The organism is Serratia sp. T13T92 (assembly GCF_047530105.1).
In the GTDB taxonomy this organism is placed as follows: Bacteria; Pseudomonadota; Gammaproteobacteria; order Enterobacterales; family Enterobacteriaceae; genus Chania; species Chania fonticola.
The window spans coordinates 37,565-61,082 of sequence record NZ_JBLJAK010000009.1 but is presented as its reverse complement, the minus strand read 5'-3'; the positions used below and the strand labels follow the sequence as shown (position 1 = coordinate 61,082).

At 56.0% G+C, this 23,518-nt stretch carries 24 protein-coding genes and 1 pseudogene; 9 read left to right on the top strand and 16 right to left on the bottom strand.

Going from position 1 to position 23,518, the window contains the following annotated elements; all coding sequences use genetic code 11:
* Positions 1 to 63: 63 nt before the first annotated feature.
* Together ACMV5I_RS11650 and ACMV5I_RS11645 are read right to left on the bottom strand one after the other, a co-directional pair.
* Complete coding sequence (locus ACMV5I_RS11650) at positions 64 to 909, bottom strand: AraC family transcriptional regulator (RefSeq protein WP_414824411.1); 846 nt, start codon at positions 907 to 909, stop codon at positions 64 to 66.
* Positions 910 to 939: 30 nt separating this feature from the next.
* Entirely contained in the window at positions 940 to 2,394 is a 1,455-nt protein-coding gene (locus ACMV5I_RS11645; protein WP_414824410.1) for an MFS transporter, read from the bottom strand.
* A 103-nt stretch (positions 2,395 to 2,497) separates the two neighbouring features.
* On the opposite strand from ACMV5I_RS11645, the gene ACMV5I_RS11640 reads away from it, so the two are divergent.
* Both ACMV5I_RS11640 and yedA read left to right on the top strand, forming a co-directional pair.
* Positions 2,498 to 3,151, top strand: a complete 654-nt coding sequence (locus ACMV5I_RS11640) for a helix-turn-helix transcriptional regulator (protein ID WP_121606305.1) — start codon at positions 2,498 to 2,500, stop codon at positions 3,149 to 3,151.
* A gap of 141 nt (positions 3,152 to 3,292) precedes the next feature.
* Entirely contained in the window at positions 3,293 to 4,207 is a 915-nt protein-coding gene (yedA, locus tag ACMV5I_RS11635; protein ID WP_024527478.1) for a drug/metabolite exporter YedA, read from the top strand.
* A 116-nt stretch (positions 4,208 to 4,323) separates the two neighbouring features.
* Here yedA and ACMV5I_RS11630 read toward each other — a convergent pair whose 3' ends face one another.
* Positions 4,324 to 5,241, bottom strand: coding sequence for an Rpn family recombination-promoting nuclease/putative transposase (locus ACMV5I_RS11630; RefSeq protein WP_414824409.1), 918 nt, complete (start codon positions 5,239 to 5,241; stop codon positions 4,324 to 4,326).
* 231 nt (positions 5,242 to 5,472) lie between these two features.
* Between ACMV5I_RS11630 and ACMV5I_RS11625 the strand changes: the two genes are divergently transcribed.
* On the top strand, positions 5,473 to 5,649 hold the full coding sequence (locus ACMV5I_RS11625) for a hypothetical protein (protein WP_164721870.1): 177 nt from the start codon (positions 5,473 to 5,475) through the stop codon (positions 5,647 to 5,649).
* A 6-nt stretch (positions 5,650 to 5,655) separates the two neighbouring features.
* Here the strand turns inward: ACMV5I_RS11625 and ACMV5I_RS11620 are convergent, their stop codons facing one another.
* The 7 genes from ACMV5I_RS11620 to ACMV5I_RS11590 form a co-directional block, all read right to left on the bottom strand.
* The gene (locus tag ACMV5I_RS11620) at positions 5,656 to 6,438 is read right to left on the bottom strand and encodes a phosphate/phosphite/phosphonate ABC transporter substrate-binding protein (protein WP_414824408.1); all 783 of its coding nucleotides are present in this window, start codon (positions 6,436 to 6,438) and stop codon (positions 5,656 to 5,658) included.
* Positions 6,439 to 6,443: 5 nt separating this feature from the next.
* Positions 6,444 to 7,214: an ABC transporter permease gene (locus ACMV5I_RS11615; RefSeq protein ID WP_414824407.1), complete on the bottom strand. Its 771-nt coding sequence runs from the start codon at positions 7,212 to 7,214 to the stop codon at positions 6,444 to 6,446.
* Positions 7,211 to 8,146, bottom strand: a complete 936-nt coding sequence (locus ACMV5I_RS11610) for an ABC transporter ATP-binding protein (RefSeq protein ID WP_024485894.1) — start codon at positions 8,144 to 8,146, stop codon at positions 7,211 to 7,213. Before ACMV5I_RS11610 ends, ACMV5I_RS11615 begins: the two co-directional genes overlap by 4 nt.
* Complete coding sequence (locus ACMV5I_RS11605) at positions 8,143 to 9,297, bottom strand: ABC transporter permease (protein WP_414824442.1); 1,155 nt, start codon at positions 9,295 to 9,297, stop codon at positions 8,143 to 8,145. Before ACMV5I_RS11605 ends, ACMV5I_RS11610 begins: the two co-directional genes overlap by 4 nt.
* A 440-nt stretch (positions 9,298 to 9,737) precedes the next feature.
* Positions 9,738 to 10,667, bottom strand: coding sequence for an ABC transporter substrate-binding protein (locus ACMV5I_RS11600; RefSeq protein ID WP_024486419.1), 930 nt, complete (start codon positions 10,665 to 10,667; stop codon positions 9,738 to 9,740).
* Between the two features lie 29 nt (positions 10,668 to 10,696).
* Positions 10,697 to 11,728, bottom strand: coding sequence for a fatty acid desaturase (locus ACMV5I_RS11595; protein ID WP_202712391.1), 1,032 nt, complete (start codon positions 11,726 to 11,728; stop codon positions 10,697 to 10,699).
* 162 nt (positions 11,729 to 11,890) lie between these two features.
* The gene (locus ACMV5I_RS11590) at positions 11,891 to 12,784 is read right to left on the bottom strand and encodes a LysR substrate-binding domain-containing protein (protein ID WP_121606298.1); all 894 of its coding nucleotides are present in this window, start codon (positions 12,782 to 12,784) and stop codon (positions 11,891 to 11,893) included.
* Positions 12,785 to 12,923: 139 nt separating this feature from the next.
* On the opposite strand from ACMV5I_RS11590, the gene ACMV5I_RS11585 reads away from it, so the two are divergent.
* The 3 genes from ACMV5I_RS11585 (at position 12,924) to ACMV5I_RS11575 (ending at position 16,072) form a co-directional block, all read left to right on the top strand.
* Positions 12,924 to 13,568, top strand: coding sequence for a hydrolase (locus tag ACMV5I_RS11585; protein WP_121606297.1), 645 nt, complete (start codon positions 12,924 to 12,926; stop codon positions 13,566 to 13,568).
* Between the two features lie 75 nt (positions 13,569 to 13,643).
* On the top strand, positions 13,644 to 14,189 hold the full coding sequence (locus ACMV5I_RS11580; RefSeq protein WP_414824406.1) for an antibiotic biosynthesis monooxygenase: 546 nt from the start codon (positions 13,644 to 13,646) through the stop codon (positions 14,187 to 14,189).
* Between the two features lie 11 nt (positions 14,190 to 14,200).
* Entirely contained in the window at positions 14,201 to 16,072 is a 1,872-nt protein-coding gene (locus ACMV5I_RS11575; protein WP_414824405.1) for an amidohydrolase, read from the top strand.
* 124 nt (positions 16,073 to 16,196) lie between these two features.
* Here ACMV5I_RS11575 and ACMV5I_RS11570 read toward each other — a convergent pair whose 3' ends face one another.
* Positions 16,197 to 17,327 carry a Gfo/Idh/MocA family protein gene (locus ACMV5I_RS11570; protein WP_414824404.1) on the bottom strand — a complete coding sequence of 377 codons (1,131 nt, stop codon included), beginning with the start codon at positions 17,325 to 17,327 and terminating at the stop codon, positions 16,197 to 16,199.
* Positions 17,328 to 17,583: 256 nt separating this feature from the next.
* Here ACMV5I_RS11570 and ACMV5I_RS11565 point away from each other — a divergent pair.
* A pseudogene (locus ACMV5I_RS11565) lies at positions 17,584 to 18,096 on the top strand (DUF523 domain-containing protein).
* Here ACMV5I_RS11565 and ACMV5I_RS11560 read toward each other — a convergent pair.
* Entirely contained in the window at positions 18,067 to 18,489 is a 423-nt protein-coding gene (locus tag ACMV5I_RS11560) for an NUDIX hydrolase (RefSeq protein WP_174334824.1), read from the bottom strand. The pseudogene ACMV5I_RS11565 and the gene ACMV5I_RS11560 sit on opposite strands and share 30 nt — an antisense overlap.
* Before the next feature lie 94 nt (positions 18,490 to 18,583).
* On the opposite strand from ACMV5I_RS11560, the gene sseA reads away from it, so the two are divergent.
* Together sseA and ACMV5I_RS11550 are read left to right on the top strand one after the other, a co-directional pair.
* Complete coding sequence (gene sseA / locus ACMV5I_RS11555; protein ID WP_414824403.1) at positions 18,584 to 19,444, top strand: 3-mercaptopyruvate sulfurtransferase; 861 nt, start codon at positions 18,584 to 18,586, stop codon at positions 19,442 to 19,444.
* Between the two features lie 13 nt (positions 19,445 to 19,457).
* Positions 19,458 to 19,970 carry an N-acetyltransferase family protein gene (locus ACMV5I_RS11550; protein WP_414824402.1) on the top strand — a complete coding sequence of 171 codons (513 nt, stop codon included), beginning with the start codon at positions 19,458 to 19,460 and terminating at the stop codon, positions 19,968 to 19,970.
* Here the strand turns inward: ACMV5I_RS11550 and ACMV5I_RS11545 are convergent.
* The 4 genes from ACMV5I_RS11545 to phnE (ACMV5I_RS11530) all read right to left on the bottom strand — a co-directional run bounded on the left by ACMV5I_RS11545 (position 19,965) and on the right by phnE (ACMV5I_RS11530) (position 23,385).
* A complete protein-coding gene (locus ACMV5I_RS11545; protein ID WP_161711831.1) occupies positions 19,965 to 20,903 on the bottom strand; it encodes a cation diffusion facilitator family transporter in 939 nt (312 codons plus the stop codon). The two genes, ACMV5I_RS11550 and ACMV5I_RS11545, sit on opposite strands and share 6 nt — an antisense overlap.
* A gap of 136 nt (positions 20,904 to 21,039) precedes the next feature.
* Positions 21,040 to 21,504, bottom strand: a complete 465-nt coding sequence (locus ACMV5I_RS11540) for a DUF1456 family protein (RefSeq protein ID WP_021180467.1) — start codon at positions 21,502 to 21,504, stop codon at positions 21,040 to 21,042.
* 130 nt (positions 21,505 to 21,634) lie between these two features.
* Positions 21,635 to 22,522, bottom strand: coding sequence for a phosphonate ABC transporter, permease protein PhnE (phnE, locus tag ACMV5I_RS11535; protein WP_414824401.1), 888 nt, complete (start codon positions 22,520 to 22,522; stop codon positions 21,635 to 21,637).
* Positions 22,522 to 23,385 carry a phosphonate ABC transporter, permease protein PhnE gene (gene phnE / locus ACMV5I_RS11530; RefSeq protein WP_024486430.1) on the bottom strand — a complete coding sequence of 288 codons (864 nt, stop codon included), beginning with the start codon at positions 23,383 to 23,385 and terminating at the stop codon, positions 22,522 to 22,524. The genes phnE (ACMV5I_RS11535) and phnE (ACMV5I_RS11530) overlap by 1 nt, the downstream gene beginning before the upstream one ends.
* Between the last annotated feature and the right edge of the window lie 133 nt (positions 23,386 to 23,518).

Here is a 23,518-nt window from a genome sequence, read left to right as displayed (position 1 = left end):
TCCTTCGAACGAAGGAGTAGAATAGCGCAGGAAAGAGGGCGAGTATTGTATCCGCTTGCGTATTTATCTCAACGATTTGACGTAGTCACCGGGCGTCACGCCGATGGACTTGCGGAAATGACGGTGGAAATGGCTCTGATCGTGAAAACCGCAGGCCAGTGCCGTCTCCAACACGCCATTGCCCGCCCTTAAAAGCTGGCGCCCTTTACGTAAACGCGCCTGGATCTGATAGGCATGGGGCGGCAAACCGGTCGCCTGTTGAAACTGACGCAGCAGATAATAAGGGCTCAGCCCGGCCTTCTCTGCCAATTCCAGCAGGGAGATATTAGCCTCGGGGAAATCATCCAGGAAGGCTTTGATCCGCGCTATCTGGCTTTGCGCCTTACTTTGCGTGGCAGGCTCTATGCGGCTTTTGCCGTGGCACAGCATTAACCAGGTCAGCGCCGAAAACACCAATGTCTCTTTCACTAGGCGGTTTTCGTTACTGCGCATCATGCCAAAGGCTAAGCGTAATTGCCCGGCGAGCCCGGCATCCTGCACCACTGGATTAGGGAAATAGGGCGCGGCCCCGGCGACGGTTTTCAGATCGCGGGATAAGAACGCCAACAGCTCCGGTTTGGGGTACATGGCCTGATAGGACCAGCCGTCTTCGCTGGCAGAGCTACCGGTATGGATATCATCGGCGTTGACCAGGATCACACTGCCCAACGGCGCGACATGCTCGCCGCCGGTACGGTAAAAACGCTGGGCCCCCTCGTCAATCACGCCTACGCAGAAACCCTCGTGACTGTGGCGGGAGAAGGTCTGGTGGCGATAGGTGGCCTGCAACACTTCCAGCCCGCCGAGATCGTCGACGTGCATGAAATTAGCCTGTTCCTGACGCCCTTTCCGGCTCATGCTCTTCGCCATACTAACCTTCCCCGCTGAATGAAAAGCATTCTAGCACTCACCTGAACCAGGCGTTTGTACAAAATTGCTCGGATCCTCGGCTGGCTGGCTAATGGCCGCACTGCGCCAGGCACTGTAGATCGCCAACAGCGGGGCCAAGGCAAACAGCAGGAACAGCCAATGAGCAGCAGAGGCCGCGCCCTCAATGCCACCCGGCGTGGTAAATCCGGCCAGGTTGGTGACCATCCCCGCCAATGCCGCGCCAAACGCCGTGGCGAACAACTGCACCGTGGTGATGGAAGCCCCGGCGATATCCTTATCGGCCTGAGGGGCCACCTGCAAAATGCGTGTCAGCAGGTGCGGCCAGCCAAAACCGATACCGAAACCGACCAACGTCAAAGCCAGCACGATCGGCCCCAGCGCCTGCCAGTGGCCGTTAGAAGGAATTGGCATCAGCACTGCCAACCCCAGCAAACCAAGCAGTACCAGGATCGGCCCGCTGATTATCGCCAGACGGATCCCCATGCCGCGCCAACCGGAGCTAAGGATTTCTGAGAGGGTCCAACCCGCTGCCATAGTGGCTGCGATATAGCCGGAAATCAGCGGTGACTGACCATGCAAGGTTTGCAAGAAGTAAGGCACAAAGATCTCGCTGGTCATGCCGATCACCAATAGCGTTACCGTAACGTACAACGAAGCCAGCGCTGAACCACGACGCAGTGCCTGATGTGGCAGCAGGCGGGCGCGAGAATGTCCCTCACGCCGGATTAACCCAATCAACAACAGCAACGCCAGCACGATGCCGCCCACGTTTAACCAACCGCTATCTGCCAGGCTGCCAGCCGATACCACCAATACCGCGCCAGCCAGCAGCAGCAACTGCATCAGCGGTAACGGCGTTGGCCGCTGCTGCGGTTTACCTTTGGGCAGGATACGGAACGTAAAGGCAGCGTACAGCACCATGATCGGCAACAGAATACCGAACGCCCAGCGCCAGGCGTTCAATTCGGCAAAAATCCCGCCGACGGCAGGGCCCACCAACGTGGCGATCCCCCACATCGCGGAGATTAGCGCCATAGCGCGTGGCCAGAGTTTCTGTTCAAACACCAGGTTAATCATCGCGTAGGACAGTGCAAAGATCAGGCCGCCGCCAAACCCCTGTACCGTGCGGCCAATCAACATCACCGGCATGGAGGGGGCTAGCGCACACAGCATTGCGCCCACGATGAAGAACAGCGACGCCACCAGATAAGCACTACGCGCCCCGTAGCCACTTAGCAAATGTGCCGACAGCGCCGAGCCTAATATCGAGGCCACCACAAACAGGGTGGTGTTCCAGGCATAGAGATCCAACCCACCGATGTCCTGCACCACTGACGGTAAAATGGTGGTCGCCACCAGAATATTGATCGCATGCAAGGCGACCCCGAGCGACAGTGCGATGGCACTGGCGGCATTTTTGCCGGAAAAGAGATCGCTCCAACGGCTATTATCATCGGTTATCACGGTTATCGTCCTGTTTTCAGAGGAATGGCATTGAGTTGATCTTGCTATTAGGCTAAATTTAACAAGCAATATCTTGGAATAATTAAGGGCGAGGCGCTGTAATATGTCAAGAATTAACTTGGAAAATGGCGAATGCACCGCACATTCGGTCAGTGACCGCTTGCTGAAGCTGTTGAAAACCCACGGTCCGCAGCAAGCCTCAGAAGCGGGAAAAGTACTCGGCACCACCGGTGAAGCCGCTCGTCAGCAATTCGTCAAGCTGGCAAAAGAAGGCCTGGTGGAAGCCAAGGCCGAAACCCGTGGCGTTGGCCGCCCGGTACAGCTCTGGCAGTTGACCGCAGCAGGTAACGCCCACTTTCCCGACGCCCATGCCGAATTAACCGCCCAACTGTTACGCACGGTGCGTGACAAACTGGGTGAACAGGCGATGGACCTGCTGATCGACAGCCGAGAGCAGGAGACCCGAATTAATTATAAACAGGCGATGATCGGTGCAGCCGATTTACGTGAACGTGTTGCTCGTCTGGCGGCCATCCGTTGCCGTGAAGGGTATATGGCCGAGTGGAGCGAAGAAAAAGACGGCGCGTTTCTATTGGTGGAAAACCACTGCCCCATCTGCAGCGCCGCGGCGGTATGCCAAGGATTTTGCCGCGCCGAGCTGAACGTATTTACCGAGGTGCTGCAAGCCAAGGTTGAGCGCAGCGAACATATTCTTACCGGTGCCCGCCGCTGCGCCTACCAGATCTCTCAGTCGTAATTCCTTGATTGTAGGCCAGGGACTGGCAGCCTCCCCCGGTACCACGACACGACTAAACGGGTAGAAAAGCATTGCTTATCGGCCATGCCTTAAGGTTTACTGAGTGTCCTAACGATTTTTCACCCTATCGAATAAAAACCCATGCTGAGCCAACAAAATCGTCATCTCCTGCCGTTAATCGGGGCGCTGTTTACGTTATATATTGTCTGGGGATCGACCTACTTCGCTATCCGAGTGGGAGTGGCAAGCTGGCCTCCCTTGATGATGGCGGGCATTCGTTTTCTGATTGCCGGTATCATTCTGTTCGTTTTCCTGTTGCTGCGGGGACATGCCCTGCCCACTCTGAAACAGTGGGTCGCCGCTGGCACCATTGGCATTCTGTTGCTGGCCGTGGGTAACGGCCTGGTCACGGTTGCCGAGCATCAGGATGTGCCCTCAGGCATTGCCGCGGTGATGGTCGCAACGGTTCCGCTGTTCACCCTCTGCTTCAGCATGTTTTGGGGTATCCGCAATACTAAGCTGGAATGGACAGGCATCGCCCTTGGACTGGTGGGCATTGTGTTGCTCAACACCGGCAATAACCTGGTGGGTAACCCGACCGGCGCGCTGTTAATCCTGTTGGCTTCCGCCAGTTGGGCCTTTGGTTCGGTACTCGGCTCACGCATTTCGCTCCCTGCCGGGCCAATGGCCGGTGCCGCAGAAATGCTGGTGGCCGGCGTGGTGCTGACCATCGCCAGCCAACTGAGCGGTGAGCATTTGGATAAAATGCCCACCTTCAGCGGCTTTATGGCGCTCGGTTATCTGATTGTTTTCGGTTCAATGCTGGCGATCAGCGCCTATATGTTCCTGCTGAAAAACGTACGCCCGGCGGTAGCGACCAGCTATGCCTATGTTAATCCGGTGGTGGCGGTGCTGCTCGGCGTCGGCTTTGCTGGCGAATCCCTGGGTCCGCGCGAGTGGCTAGCGTTGGTGATTATCGTCTCGGCGGTGGTATTGGTGACGCTGGGTAAATACCTGTTTGCCCGCCCGGCCAAGGTGCAACCAGCCGTCAAGTAAGGCATTACTCCTAACTTCTCCCCAAGGGGGAGGTTAGGTCTGCTAGTTGTTATTCCAGCCTCAGCCTAACCACTAATGAATAATAAACTCGGGGGTCACTAGACCTACCGCCTATGTTAGTGGCGGATTTGCGCCAAATCGTCCGCGGAAAGACCGGTCAACTTCATTACCATGGCACGATCAAAGCCTTCAGCCAGCATGGAACTCGCTATTTCCAGCACGGTTTCCCGCCCTTTTTCCATGCCTTGCTTAATCCCTTTCTCGAAACCTTTTTGCTCGAGATATTCTGCAATAGTCATCAATTCCTCCTCATGCCGCGGCGCGCGTCTGGCCAACTCACGGATCAACGTCTCCGGCTCGGTTGCTTTCCCCACCAACAGCATATAGTTCACCAATGATATGAGTTGCTCTTTAGTAGTGTATCCGGCCAACAACAATGTGACCAGTTGTTCTAACAGCTCAACCAGGTCGCGCTGGCGTACGTGCTTTTGTAACAGCTCAAGAATGGCCATGCGGCGGTGCTGCATGATTTCATCGTCCGGAATGACGGTAACGTCAACCAACGGAAAATGCCCCGCATAGAGCTGCCTGGCTAGTTCAGGCTCACTGAATTCCTCTAACCAACTCATTGAATAGGGATAAGGCGTCACCTGACCGTGATAAAAGAGCATAGGAATAACCAGAGGAAGCTGGTCGTACCCTGCCTCAAGGTGGCGTTGCATTGCCGCAATGGCATAGCGTATTAAACGAAATGCCATATGTTTGTCGGGCGAGCTTTGATGTTCGATCAAAACGTACACATAGCCATCCCCTCTCTCGGTTCGCAACGAGTAAAGTACGTCAGAGTAATGGGCACGCAAGTCGCTCTCGATAAAACTACCGGGTTCCAGCTTTAGCGTGTTCAGATCGCAATACTGCAGTAAGGCAGGCGGCACATGTAATTCCAAGAAATCACGGGCCGTGTCTGGATGGGTGAGAAACTGCTTAAATATAGCATCATGCGGGGTGGAGGTGGCTTTTTTCATGTCGGTCATCCTTGGACTTAACATAAAAAACCTACCATAGGCTGTCATTGGCGCACATTATGAGCGAATGGGTTCTGAATCCGCCTCGCAAAACCTTTGAACCTCAGTTGCGAACCTGATCCTGCCCAAAAAGACCAGAGGATCGGTGCAGTCCGCATACCCCCAATTAAACGAGTGTTGTTTCACCCGGGGAAGGGGCTATAATTCCCGCTGTTCTGGACAACCTGCGAAATAATCATTATGCGGAAAAAAGCGTTCCTCATCGTCATCGCCTTATGTGCCTTCGGCTCTCTGAGCGGCGTGTTCCTGGCCGGGCTGAATATGTACACCCGTTCCACCACGCCACAAGAAGAGACCACTACCACCAACGATGCCGCTACCGATAGCGCCCCAACGGCCACTATTCAAGCGAAATAACCCGCTTTATAACGCCGTGACGCCAGCGTTGGCCGCCAGCCTTTCAAGCTCGGCCACCCGCTGATAAGCGGCACGCGACACCAGGCTAAAATCGCCGATCAGCAGGCTTTCACTGGCCGTATGGTTGACCATGGCGCTGGCCGCGGTGCGCAGGATTGCCAATTGTGAGTCTGGCGTTCCAGCAGCCGTGATCAACGGCAAGCCCGGTACCGCAGCGGTACGGCCAATAATCTTCAGCCCAGTAACGGCCTGTGGCCGTGCGCGTTTCAACAGGGCAAAGCTAATACAGTCGATAGCCGCAATATCCGCCAGCCCCTCCAGGATCATCTCCAATGAGCGATAGTGGCTGCCAGAGGCGATCGCCTGGCGGAAAAACCGCCCTTCTCGCGCCAACGGTGCAATCAAGGCTCGCAGGCTGTTATACCCCGACTGTGAATCACGGCTGTTATACGCCACCACGCGATCGCGAAAATCTTCCAGACGGTCAGCCGGTTCATCCTCACGCACCACCAGCCAACTGCTGTAGTTCGCTCCGCTGCAACCCTCCACGCGGTAATGGTAAATGCCCACCAGCTGTACCTGTGGTAACACCGTCACCAATGGATAACCACAAGTCTGGCTAAGTAGCAGATCCGGCCGTTGCCAGTGTTGCGGCAAATCCTGCGGCCAACTCAGCGTCTGGGGAACCTCCGCCATACCCAGTTGCTGCAGCTTATCGCGTAGCGCCTGCCAGAACGGTTCCACCTGTTGGTGGCTAACGCCGTACATCGGTAAAGAGACTATCGCCATGGAAGTTACCCCGCAGAAGATGAGACAGTCAGCCGTTGCTGACGCCAGGCGGTGAGGTAGCCTACCCAGCGTTCGAACAGCATGTCGGTAATGATCGCCAACAACGCCACTATCACCGCTCCCTGGATCACATACGCCGTATTGAAGCCACTCAGGCCAATAATGATCGGCGTTCCCAGCGTTTTGGTGCCTACCGTCGAGGCTATCGCCGCCGTGCCGATATTGATAATCACCGAAGTACGGATCCCCGCGACGATCACCGGGGCCGCCAACGGCAACTCAACGCGCCACAAAACTTGCCAGCGGCTCATCCCCACCCCTTGAGCCACTTCACGCGTACCCGCCGGAACCGACTCTATCCCGGTCAAGGTGCCTTGCAGGATCGGTAATAAACCATACAGCACCAGCGCAATAATCGCTGGCTGTTCACTAAAGCCCATTACCGGTACCGCCACCGCCAATACCGCGACCGGTGGAAAAGTCTGCCCAACGGCAACCACGGTTTCCACCAATGAGCGAAACTCCCTCCCGGCAGCGCGCGTCACCGCAATGCCAGCGCTTACGCCAATCATTACCGCAATCAGGCTCGATACGGCTACCAGCGATAAGTGCGCAACAACCAGCGAGAAGAAGCTGTCCTGCTGATACACCGGCCGCTCCAACTGTGGGAACCAAGCGGCAAACAGGCCGTGCAGATGGTTCATGCCGAAGACCAACGCCACTAGCAGAGCAAATGTCCACGGCAGCGGATCGCGCCACCAGCGCGTGATATTCATGATAGCGCCTTGTGTGTAATCAAATCGCTGAAATGCAACACGCCAAGCGCTTGCCCCTGTTCGTCAACCACCGGCAAACGTTCGCTGCCTCGGGCAACAAACACCGAAAGCGCCTCACGCAGGCTCATCATGGCCTGGATAGGTTCCCCTTCCGCCTCGCCCGGCCGCACCCTTTCGGCTACCGTGCCCAACGCCAACAGCTTGATCCCCCGATCGCTGCGGCCAAAGAAGTCACGCACAAAATCATTCACCGGGTTGGTCAGCAGCTCCAACGGAGTGCCCTGCTGCACCACTCGCCCCTGATCGAGCAGCACGATCCGATCGGCCAGCCCCAGCGCTTCATCGATATCGTGCGTCACCAGTACGATGGTGCGGCCAGAAAGTTGATGAATGCGGGCAATCTCCGCCTGCAACGAGGCCCGGGTAACCGGATCGAGCGCACCAAAGGGTTCATCCATCAGCAACACCTCCGGATCGGCGGCCAGCGCTCGTGCCACCCCAACCCGCTGCTGCTGTCCGCCGGAAAGCTGATGTGGATAGCGGCGGCGGAACAGGTCCGGCTCCAGTTGCAGCAGCTCCATCAGCTCAGTCACCCGATCGCGGATCCGTGCCCGTGGCCACTTCAGCAACTGCGGCACCGTGGCGATGTTCTCTTCCACCGTCCAATGGGGGAACAGGCCAATCGACTGGATGGCATAGCCCATTCGGCGGCGCAAATCCTGCGGCTTGAACTTATGGATCTCCTCACCGGCAAATCTGATCTTGCCTTTATCATGCTCGATCAGGCGGTTGATCATCTTCAAAGTGGTGGATTTGCCAGAGCCGGAAGTGCCGATCAGCACGGTAAACTCCCCTTCCGCCATGCTCAACGAGAGATCGTCCACCGCCGGTTTCCCCTGAAAAATCTTGCTTACCCGGTCAAAGTTAATCATCTGGCAGTCACTTCCAACATTGAAATTATGAATTTAAACAGCGAATCGACGATCACCGCCATGGCGATCACCGGGATCACCCCGAGCAGCACCAGATCCAGCGCGCTGCTGAGTAATCCTTGAAACACGATCGCACCAAAACCCCCTGCCCCGATCAGCGCGGCCACCACCGCCATTCCCACGGTTTGCACCGCCAGGATCCGCACGCCGGTCAGGAACAGTGGCAATGCCAGTGGCAGCTGTACGCCAAAGAAAATCTGCCCGCGCGTCATTCCCATGCCGCTGGCGGACTCAATCACGCTGGCGGGCACGCTTTGCAAACCGGCGACCACGCTACGCACTAGCGGCAACAGGGCATAGAGCACCAATGCCACAATCGCCGGGGCCATGCCGATACCGCTGATGCCTAAGTTAGCCAACCAAGGGAGCGCCGCCGCCAGCCCGGCCAACGGGGCGATCAACAGGCCGAACAGCGCAATGGATGGTACGGTCTGGATGATATTCAACGTAGAGAAGATCGGGCCCTGCCAGCGGATTGAACGAAAACACAGCACCCCCAACGGCACGCCAATCAGCAGAGCCGGTACCAAGGTAGCCAGCAAGATGGTCAAATGCTGGAGTAACGCAGCGTCAAATACCTCTTGCCGGTTGTGGTACTCCTTCATCAGGGAAAGCTGGTCCAACTGATGGGTAAACAACAGCAGCGCGGCAGGTAGCATCACCAAAGCGTTACCCAGAATGCGCCACAGGTGTGTGGGGGTGATCCGCGTCATGGCATCTGCGGCGATCAGGCCGCTCAATGCTGCCATTAACGCACAGCCGCTGCTCCAGGAAGTCCGCGCCAACGGCGAGCCCTGCAATGCCAGTTGCTGCGCGGTATAGCCGCTCAACCAAAAGATCATCGCCAATAGAACGGCGGCAACGCAGGCGGTCAGCCGCGCCCGATTGCGCGTGGGGGTTAACAGGCTGAGCACGGCCAACGCCAGTAATGGCAGCAGCAGCCACAGCGCTGGGCCATGCAACAGTGAAATCAGAGAGATACTCTTGCCAGACAGCAGGCGATTAGGGGCATAACTGAGGAACGGCAGGCCAAAGGCCGCAAGCAGCAGCAAAACAAACAGTGTCAGTAATACGCGGTTTTTCAAGACAATAATCAAAATCACTCCCAGGGTCTAATCAGCCAGTTAAGCGCAGAATGCATAGCTACGCGTAAGCTGACGTCCCCTCACCCTAACCCTCTCCCACAGGGAGAGGGGACTGAACGTGCCACAAATGGGCTCCTGCACCTAATCCCAATGCCGCATCCGTTCCATCTCCTGCGGGGAGGGGATTAAACGTTCTAAAGATTGAATCCTGCCCTTAATGGCTGCTCTATACCAGCTCCCTCTCTCTGTGGGAGAGGGGACTGAACGTGCCACAAATGGGCTCCAGCACCTAATCCCAACGCCGCATCTTTCCATCTCCTGCGGGGAGGGATTAAACGTTTTAAAGATTGAATCCTGCCCTAAATCGATGCTCCGTATCAGCATCCTCTCTCTGTGGGAGAGCATTGGGATGAGAGGCAATATCAGATTCAGTCGTCAAATCAAGGTTACTTAATCAACCCTTTCTGTTTCAGGTAATTGACCGCTACCTGTTTGGCATCCTGGCCTTCTACGGCGATCTGCGCGTTCAACTGCTGCAAGGTTGGGCCGTCTAACGTAGCGAATACCGGTTTGAGCAGTTCGGCGATATTGGCATGCTGCTGCAGCGTTGCCTCACGAATAATCGGAGCCGGGGCGTAAATCGGCTGCACGCCCTGTGGGTCTTCCAACGTTTGCAGGCCCAGCGCGGCTACCGGGCCATCGGTCCCATAGGCCATTGCCGCATTCACCCCAGAGGTTTGTTCCGCCGCCGCCTTGATGGTCACCGCCGTGTCACCGCCAGCCAGTGACAACAACTGATCCTGATTAAGCTTGAAGCCATAAGCATTCTGGAAGGCCGGTAGTGCGTCCGGGCGTTCGATAAACTCTGCCGATGCCGCCAGTTTGAACTTACCACCGTCGTTGATCCACTTGGCCAGATCTGCCAGGGTTTTCAGATGGTTGGCCTGTGCCACGTCCTGGCGAACGGCGATCGTCCAGGTGTTGTTTGCCGGGGCGGCATCCAGCCAGACGATCTTGTTCTGGTCATAGTCGAGCTTTTTGACCTTCTCGAACCCGGCCTGAGCGTTTTTCCACGCCGGATCTTTTTCATCGGAGAAGAAGAAGGCACCGTTACCGGTGTATTCCGGGTAGATATCAATCTCGCCGGAGGTGATCGCACCACGCAGCACCTTGGTGGTGCCTAGCTGCAGTTTGTTGGTGGTTTTTATGCCGTTGGCTTCCAGCACCTGCACAATGATATTGCCAAGCAACGAGCCTTCGGTATCAATTTTAGAACCCACGCGTACCGTATCGGCCGCCTGTGCAACACCGCTGGCTCCTGCCAGAACGGTCAAAGCCAATGCCAAAAAACGTGCGCGTAATGGGGTAATAGCCATGCTTTATCCTCTTTGATGATGCTTTCCGGCTATTTCGCCAGATCGATTGGAAAATCCTGCGCGGTATGTGTCCAGCGTATCACATGCTGTTTCCCGACACTCTCCTGTTCAAACGGGTGTACTTCAACGGCAATCGGCGTCACGGCATGATCGACAAACCAGTTGCCATAGCCCTGTACCACAAACCCCTGGCTGCGTTGCCGGTAGGCCTGCTGCTCTGCCAGATAGACTTTTCGCAGCCCATACCAAGGCAAACCGGGTAAATCATGATGCACTAAATGATAGTTCAGATTAAGAAACAGCAGCCGCCACGGCCAAGAGGCCTCATTAATAATAGAACGTGCCTGCGGAGCGTCCACCGCACGATGCTCATAAAACGAACGGATCTTGGTCAACCCCAGCGCCGGGTAGCTCACCGCCAGCAGATAAAAGGCGACAGAAATGCCCTGCGTTTGCAGCCAGGCAAGCAGAGCCACCAACAGTGCACCCTGTACCAGCCACATCGCCAAAGTCCGCAGATCCCCAGCCAGTATGGCTTTCAAGGCATTGGCCAGCGTGGCGGCAATATCCCATGCCGGGCCAAGCGTGACTCGCCCAATCAGGGTGTTACGCACCTTGGCCAACAGAGGCAGCAAAACAGGAAAACGCTGCCACTGCGCCCGGCTGAAATAGTAACTTTCCGGATCTGCGGCAGGTTGGGTCAGATGATCGTTGCGATGATGCTGAATATGGCTGTCACGGTACAGCCCATAGGGATACCACACCGCCAGGGGAAGCAGGCCGAACAGTTGGTTGAGCCGAGGCCAGCGGGTGGGATGGCCGTGGATCAGCTCATGCTGCAACGAGAGGTACCAAGTGGTCGCCACAGTCAGCAGCGGAGTACCCAGCCAGGGGCCAAGCTGCTGCCAGTAATGCACCACACCGAACCAACTACCGTAAACCAGCAGCATAATTCCCCAGGTCGGCAGTTCCAGCCGCCAGACCCATTGCCGGTTAAGCTGTTGGATCCACGCTCGTTGTTCGCCGTGCAGATAGTGGCTATGGGGTTTGTCTGAGGGCATTTTCCGGCTCGCTGAGGCTATTTTCTTAAGTATCAGCGAAGCGGATCGGCGCTCAAAATAACAAAAGTGGTAAAGCAAAGTTAAAAATCAGCATCATGACCTTAGGTGCATGGAAGACAATCCTGGCAGGCAAGAATAAGCCTGCCTTGCCAACCTTCAGCGTCATTCCCCCGTAACGGCATAAGCTTGCAACCGCTCACGCCACCAGAGGCTGGCCAAGCCGGTAGCACTTTCTCGCCAACCGAAATAGGCAGTGTCGCTATCACGCTCTGCTTCCACGCTTTTCGCTACCAACTGGCCGGTTTTCAGATAAGGTTCTGCCAGATAATGAGGCAGATAGCCGCAGCCCAAACCGGCCAACTGCGCCTGCAATTTGGCCTCAAAACTGAATACCGTCAGTTGATCCTGCTCATCCAGCACGTGCAGACTTTGCGGTGAATTCACCCGCGATGAGTCATGAACCACCACTGCGCGATGCTGGCGGATGGTGCTTTTCTGCAACGGTTCCGGCTGGGCGGCCAACGGATGGTACGGGGCGACGGCAAACACATACTCCAACTGCCCTAGCGGGCTAAAAGCATAGCCCGAGCGCGAAGGCGGCTCACAAATCGCACCGATAATAATATCGGCACAGCCGTGTATCAGCGCCTCCCAAGAGCCAGCCAGCACTTCGTGGCTGAAACGCAGCCGGGTGTGGTGGTGATTACGGTAAAACTCATCAATCAGCGGTAGCAGCCGGGCAAAAGGGAACGATGCATCCACCGCCAGGGTGAGATCGCTCTCCCAGCCACTTTCTACATAGCGCGCCTGCTGCTCCAGATCTTGCGCAGCACGCAGCAATATCCGCCCCTTTTCTAGCATCAGCTTGCCGGTAGCGGTGAATTTTGCCCGGTGACCGGAGCGATCGAGCAGCGTGATCGCCAGATCGCTCTCCAGTTTCTGCACCATGTAGCTCAGGGCAGAAGGCGTTTTAAACAGCGCGGCTGCCGCTGCAGCAAATGATCCATGACGATCCAGTGCGTCCAGGATCAATAGCGCTTCCAGATTTAGTCTCACCCCTTTCTCCCATAGATAAAAAAACTTAACAAGAAGGTAAAAATTCTACGCTATCTTTGAAAACGGCACCTACCTACCATTCATTCCATTGATACAGCGCATCCGTCTTATTCACGGTAATACAATTGGAAGGTATATTATGTCGAAGTTTCAACTGCTTGATCCGAAAAATTCCGCACTCATCTTTATCGATCATCAACCGCAAATGGCTTTTGGTGTGGCCAATATCGATCGCCAACAGCTGAAGAACAACGTGGTAGCGCTGGCCAAAGCCGGCAGCATCTTTAATGTTCCCACTATTCTTACCTCTGTCGAAAGCGAAAGTTTCAGCGGCTATATCTGGCCGGAATTGCTGGCGGTGCATCCAGAGCTCACCCCGATTGAACGTACTTCGATGAACTCCTGGGAAGATGCGGCATTCGTTAAAGCCGTGGAGGCCACCGGCCGTAAAAAACTGGTGATCTCCGCCCTGTGGACCGAGGTCTGCCTGACCTTCCCGGCATTGATGGCACTGGAAGCCGGGTATGAGGTTTATGTGGTCACAGACACCTCTGGCGGCACCTCGGTGGATGCCCATGAGCGCGCTATCGATCGCATGGTGCAGGCTGGGGCTGTTCCGGTGACCTGGCAACAGGTGCTGCTTGAGTACCAACGCGATTGGGCACGCAAAGAAACCTACGATGCGGTGATGGATCTGGTACGTGAACACAGCGGTGCCTACGGGATGGGCGTTGACTATGCTTACACTCTGGTGCATCACGCCCCTGCTCGCAGCGGCAAGTAAAACCGCGCAGGGCTCACCTTGACTGACCGCATTAGCCTCCCGGCCGCACGCCGGGGTTTTTCAGGAGCTGGATCCATGTCCCATCAGCAACACGTTACGCTGGTGATCACTCACCATCTGGCTCCCGGCCAGGAACCAGCCTATGAAGCCTGGTTAAAACGCATCATGCCCGATGCCGCCCAGTTTGACGGCCATCTAGGCGTTAACGTCATTCGCCCCTCCGGCAACCAGCAAGCTTATACGGTGCTGGTACGCTTCGATAATCTGGACAATTTATACCGCTGGATCCACTCGCCGCAGCGTCTGAAATATATCGAAGAAGTCACCCCACTGCTGCTGGGTAGCGATCATATTGAGATCCGCCCCGGAGCCGAATTCTGGTTCACACCTGCCAGCGCCAACGTGCGGCCACCGGCCAAGTGGAAACAGTTTTTAATCACCCTGCTGGTGATTTTCCCTTCAACCAATCTGGTGCCCTGGTTTTGGGGCAAGCTGCTGCCGGAACTGAGCGGCACACTGGCTGGACATTTACTCAATGATGCCAGCGTTGTCGCCCTGGTGGTATTCCTGTGGATGCCGTTGGTTACCCGTCTATTTCATCAATGGCTCATCCGCCATTAAAGGAAAACGCTATGAGTCACACCGCTTCATTGATCATCAGCAACGGTAAATTCCATACTGTCGATCGCGAAAATCCCACCGCTCAGGCCGTGGCGATCAAGGACGGTAAGTTTCTGGCCGTCGGTAGTGAGAACGACGTCATGCAACACGCCGGGCCGGAAACCCAGATCATCGACCTACACGGCCATACGGCGGTGCCCGGCCTGAATGATTCACACCTGCACCTGATCCGGGGTGGTTTGAATTACAACCTGGAACTACGCTGGGAAGGTGTGCCTTCACTGGCCGACGCCTTACGTATGCTTAAGGAGCAGGCACTGCGCACACCCAGCCCACAGTGGGTCAGAGTGGTCGGCGGTTGGACCGAGTTCCAATTCGCCGAGCGCCGTATGCCTACGTTGGATGAAATCAACGCCGCCGCCCCAGACACGCCGGTATTTATTTTGCATCTGTACGATCGCGCCCTGCTTAACCGCGCTGCGCTGAAAGTGGTGGGCTACACCAAGGACACGCCAAACCCGCCAGGGGGCGAAATCCAGCGCGACGGCAATGGCAACCCAACCGGGATGTTAATCGCCAAGCCCAATGCCATGATCCTCTACGCAACCTTAGCCAAGGGGCCGAAGCTGCCGCTGGAACAACAGGTAAACTCCACCCGCCAGTTTATGCGCGAACTCAATCGCCTGGGCCTGACCAGCGCGATTGACGCTGGCGGCGGTTTCCAGAACTATCCCGAGGACTATCAGGTCATCGCGGAACTGCACGATAAACAACAGCTGACCCTGCGTATCGCCTACAACCTGTTTACCCAACGGCCAAAGCAGGAGTTGGAAGACTTCCAGCTGTGGACGGATATGCTCAAACCCGGCCAGGGAACGGACTTTTACCGCCATAACGGCGCGGGTGAAATGTTGGTGTTCTCGGCGGCCGACTTCGAAGACTTCCTGCAACCTCGCCCGGATTTGCCTGAAGGTACCGAGGATGAGCTGGAACGCGTGGTGCGCCATCTGGTGGAACACCGCTGGCCGTTCCGTCTACATGCCACTTACGATGAATCTATCAGCCGGATGCTGAACGTGTTTGAGAAGGTTAACCGCGAGATCCCCTTTGCCGGTCTGCACTGGATTTTTGACCATGCAGAAACCATCTCGGAGCGTAATATCGAGCGGGTGAAGGCTCTCGGGGGCGGCATTGCCGTACAGCACCGCATGGCATTTCAAGGGGAATACTTTGCCGAGCGCTATGGCATCGAAGCCACCAAACAGACTCCACCGGTAGCCAAAATGCTGGCGGCAGAACTGCCGGTTGGATTAGGCACTGACGCTACCCGCGTCGCCAGTTACAACCCTTGGACAGCGCTGTACTGGCTGGTTTCTGGCCGCACGGTCGGCGGTATGGCAATGTATGACGATCAGGCTCGTCTGGATCGTGAAACAGCATTAATGCTTTGGACACAAGGCAGTGCCTGGTTCTCTACCGAACAAGGGAAAAAGGGACAGATCAAGGTGGGACAACTGGCGGATATGGCCGTACTGTCACAGGATTACTTCAGCGTACCAGAGGAGCAGATCAAGGGAATTGAGTCGGTCATGACCGTGGTGGATGGCAAAGTCGTCTATGCTGCGGGCAGTTTCTCGCCGTTCTCTCCGCCGCCGTTACCGGTACTGCCTGAATGGTCACCGGTGGTCAAGGTAGCGGGGCATTATCGCTCAGCACCGCCCGCAACCACCAGCAAGGTAGGTGCATTAAGCCAGGCACACCAGTGTTGCGGCCCTTGTGGCGTTCATGCTCACCAGCATGACATTGCCCGCCGTTCCAGCATTCCCATCTCCAACGAGAATGCTTTCTGGGGCGCATTCGGCTGTTCTTGCTTCGCATTTTAACCGTTCAAAGGCCTTGCATGCTGCCAAGTAGGGGCAGCATGCAGATAAACGGGCGCAGCATGCGGCACCCCTACAGATAACGCATCAGTTGCAGTTTCGTTAGCCGCCTATGCAAGTCACAGAGTCAATCGCGGTTGATATCCAGCCAGCGGCGCTGTTCGGCAGAGGCGGCTATCGCATCCAGCACGCAGGATACCTTCCAGCCTTCCTCGAAATCAGGCCACATCCGATCACCCGCGGCAATGCCATTGACCAGATCGCGGATCTCCACCGTTTTCTGATCGTTAAAGCCGATACCATGCCCGGCGCTGATGCAGAATGCGGCATAATCCGGATGCTTTGGCCCTACCATGATGGTTTTGAAGCCCTGCCGCTCCGCCGGTTCATCATGGCGATACAGTTTCAGTTCGGCCATGCGTTCCTGAGTGAAACTCAGGGTGCCCTTGGTGCCGGTCACCACATAAGTCAGACCCATTTTGCGCCCGCAGGCAATGCGTGAGGTTTCGATGGTGCCCATCGCGCCATTGGCAAAGCGCACCAGCGCGCTGGCCTGATCTTCGTTTTCAACTTGGCACATCTTGGCCGGGTTGTTCGGATCGGGCCGCTGTTTGATCAGGGTTTGCATATCGCCCGATACCGCGACAATATCCCCCACCAGATAATGCGCCATGTTCACGATATGCGCCGCCAGATCGCCCAACGCCCCCAACCCAGCGGTGGCTTCGCGGCAGTGCCAGTCGATCGGCGTACGCGGGTCGGCCAGATAATCTTCATTATGCGTACCGTAAAAATGCACCACCTCGCCAATTTCACCGTTGGCGATGATTTCCCGTGCCAACTGGCTGGTTGGGTTTTTCATATAGTTGAACCCAACCAGGGTTTTGACCCCTTTGGCCCGCGCGGCCTGCACCATCTCGGCGGCGTCTTGCGCATTCAGCGCCAGCGGCTTCTCGGAATAAACATGCTTGCCCTGTGCAATTGCCGCCAGGGCCATCTCTTTATGCAGGAAGTTCGGGGCACAGATATCCACCACGTCTATGGCGGGATCGGCCACCAGTTCGCGCCAGTCACCGGTTGAACGCACAAAGCCAAACTCCGCCGCACGCTGAGCTGCCAGCTCGGGTGTGACCTCCGCCAACATCTCCAACACCAACTCCCCTTTCAGCGGGAACACCGTGCCAGCCTGTGCATAGGCGATAGCATGACAGCGGCCAATATAGCCGGTACCGATCAATCCAACGCGCACCTGTTTCATCGTTTTCTCCCTTGCCTATTTTTGGAAAATAAAAATCATAATGTATTTATATGAAATTTAAATTTCATTAACAAGCCGATAATCAACTTTGCCACGGATCCGTGACTGCCCTCATAAAACGCGGTGGATAAAGAACACAGGGTTAGCAAAATAGTGGGGAGGTACGGCTGGTATTAAGCTAAACCGCGCTGCTATTATAAAGCCGCGCGTGTGAGCCTTGATGCCGCACTTTCGCCCCCTCAACAGAAGACACCTCATGCCGCCGAAAATCTTGCTCAGTGCCTGCCTGGCCGGTTTCAACGTACGTTATAACGCCTCCAGCAAAACCGTTATCGATACCACCTTACAGCAGTGGCAAAAGGAGGGACGATTGGTGGTGTGCTGCCCCGAATTGGCCGCAGGTTTCTCTACGCCGCGCCCGCCAGCAGAGATTGCGGCCGCTGCTAATGGCGCTGAGGTGATAGCCAACCAGGCCAGAGTGATCGACGCGCAAGGGAACGACGTTACCGACCAGTATCTGTTGGGTGCCCATCTGGCGCTGGATACCGCTCGCCTGCATGGCTGCCGTTTTGCCCTATTGAGCGATCGCAGCCCTTCCTGCGGGAGCCAGACCATTTACAACGGTGCATTTAACGGTTAAACCCAGCCCGGCAGCGGCGTCACCGCTGAGCTGCTACGCCAACATGGCATCGAAGTATTTTCCGAGCATCAGGTCGACGCGTTGATCGAGCGTGTCCGGTTAGTCGAGCTGGGCCAGACGATCCGCTAACCGCTGACGCAGATGGGCAATGCCCTGCGGGTGCCGTACAAATTCATCCGCAGGCATCATTTGCCAGCACTGCCCTTCATTACCAAAGCGTATCGCCGCAATTTGTGCGAGGGTGATTTCACCTACCATAAACCAGGTGGGCGGCGAGCCAGGCTTGATCCCGGCGTAACGCTGCTGCCAGACAATTTGCCGGGCGGACAATAGAATACCGAACTCCTCCTCGGTTTCCCGTTGCACACATTGCACCGGGGTTTCGTCCCCTTCACGTCCGCCGCCGGGCAAGTCCCAGCAGCCGGGCCAGGGGATTGCCGGGTTGTCATCGCGCAGGTAAACCAGCACCTGGCCGCCGTACAGCAAGGCGATTTTCGCCCCGCCAAAGTCTTGGTCAATCATCTGCCCTGCCCCCTTTCAAACCGCAGCATACCAATATGCAAGATCGTTGAGGTATAGTGAAAACCTTCTTTGTCCTGACAGGCGAACAATAATCATGAACTCTGCTTTTTTAGTGACCGCGCAATGGCTTGAGCAACATATCAACGATGAAAATCTGACGCTGGTTGACGTGCGTATGGCACCTGTCGGTCAGGTGCCGAAGCAAGACATGTTGGCCGAATTTGAGCGGGGCCATATACCCGGTGCGGTGTATTTCGATATTGATGACGTCGCGGATAAAAATACGACGCTGCCGCATATGCTGCCCACGGCAGAAGCCTTTGCCGCCGCCGTAGGTAAACTGGGCATCAATGACCAACAGACCATTGTTTTCTATGATGGAGGCAATCAGTTCTCTGCCCCACGCGGTTGGTGGACGTTCCGTAATTTCGGTGCACAAAATGTATTCGTGCTCGATGAAGGTTTGCAAGGTTGGACATCACGCGGTAACGCCTTGGAAACCGGCCCCGCACAGCCTACCCCTGCCATCTTCCGCGCGCACTTTAATGCCGAAGCGGTGGTGGATATGCAGCAGGTGGAACAGGCGATGAACGACCAGCGGCAAATCCTCGACGCCCGTGCCGCACCACGTTTCTATGCCCAAGCCCCGGAACCCCGCCCTGGCCTGCACCGTGGCCATATTCCGGGCAGCATCAATATTCCGTATGGCGATCTGCTGGAGAACGGGCGTTTCAAATCACTCGAAGCGCTGAAAAAAACCTTCGATGAAAAAGGAGTCGATATCGACGCCCCCACCATCGTCAGCTGTGGTTCTGGCGTCACCGCCGCGGTGCTGGCCTTTGGCCTGCAATCACTGGGGGCCAAGCAGGTGAAACTCTATGACGGTGCCTGGAGCGAATGGGGTGCATTGAGCGGCAAGCAGCCGATCGCCCAAGATGAGTCAACTGACCACTAACAAAGAGGCTATCGTGTTCACGATCCGTCAAGCGTTGCCCGCTGATTTAGCGACCGTGCGGGAAATCGGGATTGCCAGCTACCTCGCTCACTTTGCTGAACTTTGGCAAAACCAGCAGGAGTTGCAGGCGTTTCTGACCAAGGATTTTGCCGAACAAGCGCTGGAGCCCTCATTGCGAGACCGCGATACTTGCTGGCTGCTTGCCTATGAGGGGGAGACGCCGGTAGGCTTTGCCAAGCTTAATTTCGACAGCCTGCAGGCAGCGACCGCAACCCTCGGGGCCGAGCTGCAGAAGATTTATTTTCTGCCACAATTTGCCGGGCGCGGCTATGGTGAACGGCTATATGCCGAAGTACAGCGACGAGCCATTGAGAGACAGCAACCAATCCTGTGGCTGGACGTGCTGAAAAGCAACGTGGCTGGCCAACGCTTTTATCAGCGCCAAGGTATGGCGATCGTGGGCGAGGAGAGCTATACCAGCGTCAGCCAATCCGTGGCCATGTGGGTGATGGCGGAAAACCTATAGCCACTTGGCGTTATGGGTAAAGGAGATGGTCAGCCAGCGGTGCGGGCTATCTTCACCAATGGCGTCGGCTATCTGGTCACGGATTTTATCCAGCTTGTGGACGCCGCTGTGTTCCATCTCTGGCGGGATCACGATGTGGATCTCAATAAACAGCCCGCGGCCAACACGGGTGGCGTAATTGGAATAATCCAGGAAGCCATACTCCAGCGTCAGCTGCGCCATAATGGCTTCCACCTTGGCATCCAGGCTGTCCGGCGTCATCTGCAGCACTTCCTGAATGGCAGATTTTACCGTTTTGATCGGCACCGGGATCAAGACCAGCGTCAACAGCGCCAGCGCGACAGGGTCGGCATAGACGTTGAGGTGTTCATAACGGGTTCCTTCCATTAGCCAGGAAAGAATAAAAGCCACCAATAACGCCGAACTGATGCAGGCCGACATCAGCCAGCTTTTGTTATCCAGCGCGATCAGTTCCGATTTAACCTGCTTATTCAGCCGGGTTTGCTTAACGTAGAGGGTAAAGCAGAAAAGGCTGACGGTAACGGCATAGACAATCGCCCAGCCCAGCTCGAGTTCGCGCCCTCCGTCGGCAATACCTTTGACGGCGTTAACAAAGGCATACAGACACAGCAACGTCAGTAAACTGCCGTTAAATGCCAGCACCAGTGGTTCGACATGCCAGAACCCATACTGAAAACGGCGGCTATGGGGTTGCCCCAGCAGGCGGGACACCAGCAGGGATAATGAACACATGCCTGCATCCAACGCCGAGAACATGCCGTCAAACACGATCGACATGGAACCGCAGACAATCCCAAACACGATCCCGGCACTGGCAATAAACAGCGTGCAGAAGATCGACCTGCGCAGGATTTTTTGTTCTATTGCCGTGCTGGTTAACACCGGTGGCAACGTGGTGGGTGCTGTCGTCATAATTCCCTTATTTCCGTCGGAAAGTTCGGACATGTTCTACCGCCAAGCGGCATCGTACTGAGTATGATCGACAAATGCAGGGGGCACAAAAAAAAAGCGCCCTCGATGAGGACGCCTGATGTCGTGATACGCAGGATTATGCGCCGCGTATGCGCTGGGTCAGCCCTTTCAGGAAGTAGCGCAGCATCTGATCGCCACATGGACGATAGTTTTTGGTGCCTTCTTTGCGGAACAGCGCGCTCAGCTCAGGCTTGGAGATACGGAATTCCACCGCGGTGAAAATCTGGTGCAAATCGACATCTTTCAGTTCAAACGCCACACGCAGCTTTTTCAGCACCAGGTTGTTGGTGATCGGCAGCTCTACCGCCGGTGCCGGGAATTTATCGTCTTTGCCACGCTTGAAGAACACCAGGCCATTGAGGAAATGAGCCATCACTTCGTCGGGGCAGTTGGCAAAACCCGGCTCGCCTTCCTTGATCATGTAGGTCCCCATGGCTGCGACATCGACGTCAAAACCGTCCAGCTTGACGATCTCTACCATCTTCGCGTCATTAATAGCCAGCATGTAGCGCACGCTGCGCAGCACATCATTGTTAATCATGGAATAGCCTTTCGCTTGTCAATCAGGAGAGGCGTGCAGCGCTGCACACCTTGCATGGCGGCAGTATAGGGATCCGGCGGGGGTTTCTCAATGGAATTTCCACGGGCAAACCAGGGTTTACCCGCAGAGGTTAATGATTTTTCGGGTAAAGCGGAATTTCTTCACCAACGATATATTTGTTACGCAGGATGGCGGAGATCTTGTCCATCAGCATCACGATCACCACCAGGATCAGGGTGATAAACATCACCACGTCCCAGTTCCACAGCCGCATGTTCTCGGCATAGACCAGGCCGATCCCCCCCGCCCCGACAAAACCGAGCACCGCCGCCGAACGGGTATTGGACTCAATCTGATACAGGCTCAGCGCCAGGAAAGTCGGAAAGGATTGGGTGAAAATGCCATAACGGTGTTTTTGCAATCCGTTAGCACCCACCGCCGTCAGCCCACGGCTGGGGGATTTATCCACCGCTTCGTGGCCTTCGGCATACAGTTTGCCAAGCAGGCCGATATCCTGCATCACGATGGCCAACACCCCCGCCAGCGGCCCCATGCCCACGGCACGTACGAAAATCAGGCCCCAGATGGCCATATCAATCCCCCGCAGAATATCCAGCAGGCGGCGTACCAGCGTCGCAATTGGCCGTAGCACAGGCGAGAACATCACATTGCGCGCGGCAAGAAACGACAGCGGTAAAGCGAGCAGCGTTGCCGTAATGGTGCCGGCAAACACGATCGCCAGAGTGATAAAGATCTGTTGGAAATAGTAGCCAAACGGCCAGTTGGCAAAGTCATGCCAGACAAACATGCGCATAAAGTAGCGGCTAATCTGTTGGCAACCGTTGGCAAACTGCGGCCAGGAAATGCCAAACACCAGGAAGAAGAAGACGTAATACAACACAATCGCCACGGTAATCATGCCTAGGGTGCGCAGATAGCGCCCTTGGCGTGAGAAGATTTCCGGATTCTGCTGCTTGAGTTGCTGCAGATTGGTGGCAGAGATCGGCTGAACGGACATTAGGCTTTCCCCTCGACAACGCGTTTACGTAATTCACCGGAGGCGTAATCCAGCAGCGAAACCACCACGATAATCAGCAGCAGCGTCATGCTGACCTGATCGTAACGGTCGAGTTTGATATTGGTCATCAGTTCCTGACCAATTCCGCCCGCTCCTACCAGGCCGAGGATGGTCGACTGGCGGAAGTTGATCTCCAGTCGCATAAAGCTGTAGGACAGGAAGATCGGTTTGACCTGCGGCCACAGGCCAAAACGCATGCGCTGTAACGGCGTGGCCCCACAGGCGGCCAGCCCGCGCACCGGCTTGTTGGAGGCGGTTTCGATCGATTCATAGAACAGCTTGGTCAGGCTGCCGATGGTGTGCAGCGCCAACGCCATAAAACCGGGAATGGCACCGATGCCAAACGCCATCACAAACATCACCGCCCAGGCCAGCTCCGGCATGGTACGCAGGAACGCCACCAGCGTGCGGATGGCAAAGCGCAACGTCGCCGGGCTGTGGGTGTTATTGGCCGCCAAAAAGGCCAGCCCGCCTGCCACCAGCACGGAAAGAATGGTCGCCGCCAGCGCCAGTTGTAAGGTTTCCCAGATCAGCGGTAATTGGATATGTAACCGGTAGCCCCAATAGGCGAAGGAGCCTTCGGTATGACCGTCGGCGAACAGCAGCGGCCAGTGCAGCACCGGGATGGTTTCTGCCAGATAGTCAAAGAAATGGGGGATCGACACCCAGACGGTATGCAGGTTGAACTCGGCAATATTGCCTGCGCCAAGATAAAGCGCTACCAGCCCGAGCGACCAGAGCAGGGTTTCACGCTTCTGCTTACTGCGGATCCGTTGGTAGTAGTGTGCAAAGTCGGTATTCAAAATCGCTTTCCATCTTCTTGTAGTGGAGAGTATTGTCCCCTCACCCCTACCCTCTCCCACAGGGAGAGGGAGCGGCCCGGAGCTGGTAGATAGGCCGTACCGCTTCGAATAGTTGGGTGTAAGGAAAAAAGAC